The organism is Stappia sp. 28M-7 (genome assembly GCF_014252955.1).
Lineage (GTDB): Bacteria > Pseudomonadota > Alphaproteobacteria > Rhizobiales > Stappiaceae > Stappia.
Map to the genome: position 1 here is coordinate 1 of NZ_JACMIA010000009.1, position 1,385 is coordinate 1,385.

The following is a 1,385-nucleotide window of genomic DNA, read 5'->3' on the forward strand; positions in this document are numbered from 1 at the left end:
ACGGACATGCGCTGTGGCTTTCCCTCCTTGGCGCTTCGGATGCAGGAGGTTCTGCAGCATGATCCGTTGTCAGGGCATCTCTTCGTCTTCAGGGGCCGCAGATCGGATATTTTGAAGATCATCTGGCATGATGGTCTGGGCGCCTGCCTTTTTACCCGGCGGCTGGAGAAGGGCCGGTTTATCTGGCCGAATATGGGATAGCATCCGTCAAGGTGGTGTAGAATTGGGACCGGGCCGTCATGATCAGGCGGCTCTGGGTGAAATTTCTCCATCGCAGCTACGCGAGGAGGTAGAGCTGAGTTTAAGTGCTGTCAGGTCACGTCCGTCAAGCTGGTGTAAATTCCTGGATGGCCTGAGGGCATGATCAGGCGGCTTTCGTGGTTATGCTGAGAATGGGGTCGATCTCCTCCTTGTCGATCTCGGCGAAGGCCTCGACCATCATGTAGCGGCTCGAGGTCTGCCATTCGTCGTTGGCTTCGAAGAGCACGGCGCCGATCAGGCGCATGATTGAGGCCTCGTTGGGGAAGATCCCGACGACATCGGAGCGCCGCTTTACCTCCTTGTTCAGGCGCTCGATCGGGTTGGTGCTGTGCAGCTTGGTCCTGTGCTGGCGCGGGAAGGACATGTAGGCCAGCACGTCATGCTCGCTGGCGTCCATGAGATCGGCCAGCTTGGGCCAGCGCGGGCGCAGTTGTTCGGCAACCTTGCGCCAGGTTTCGCCCGCATGGGCGCGGTCGGGCTGGTCGAAAGCCTGGCGGATCGCGGCGGCGACAACGGTGTGTTGGCCGCGCGAGACGTGGGCGAGAGCATTCCTGATCCAGTGAACGCGGCATCGCTGCCAGGTCGCTTCGAACACCCGGGCAATGGCTGCCTTGAGGCCGGTGTGGGCATCGCTGATCACCAGCTTGACCCCACTCAGCCCCCGGGCGCGGAGGGAACGCAGAAACTCGGTCCAGAAGGTCTCGGCCTCTGAGGGCCCAATGCCCAAGCCGATGATTTCCCTTCGGCCCTCGGTGTTGGCCGCCACCGCAATTATGGCCGCGACCGGCACGATGCGCCCGCCTTGGCGGACCTTGAGATAGGTGGCGTCGAGCCAGACATAGGGCCAGTCGCCGGTGAGCGGCCGGTTCAGGAACTCCCCGACCCTGTCATCGATATCCTTGCAGAGCTTCGAGACCGTGCTCTTCGATATCCCGCTGAGCCCCATGGCCTGCACCAGCTCGTCGACGCGGCGGGTGGAGACGCCGCCGATCCAAGCCTCCTGGATCACCGCCACCAGCGCCTGCTCGGAGGTCTTGCGGGCCTCGAGGAAGCCCGGGAAATAGCTGCCCTGCCGCAGCTTCGGCACCCGCAGGTTCAGCGTGCCCAAACGGGTATCGAGAGCG

2 protein-coding genes are annotated in these 1,385 nt (G+C 62.8%); one reads left to right on the forward strand and one right to left on the reverse strand.

Features of this window, described 5'->3' with window-relative positions; all coding sequences use genetic code 11:
* Positions 1–201, forward strand: a 201-nt coding sequence (gene tnpB / locus H7H34_RS23235) for an IS66 family insertion sequence element accessory protein TnpB (protein ID WP_185926913.1), incomplete at its 5' end; no start/stop codon positions are given.
* 163 nt (positions 202–364) lie between these two features.
* Here tnpB and H7H34_RS23240 read toward each other — a convergent pair.
* Positions 365–1,385, reverse strand: a 1,021-nt coding sequence (locus tag H7H34_RS23240) for an IS256 family transposase (protein ID WP_185926914.1), incomplete at its 5' end; no start/stop codon positions are given.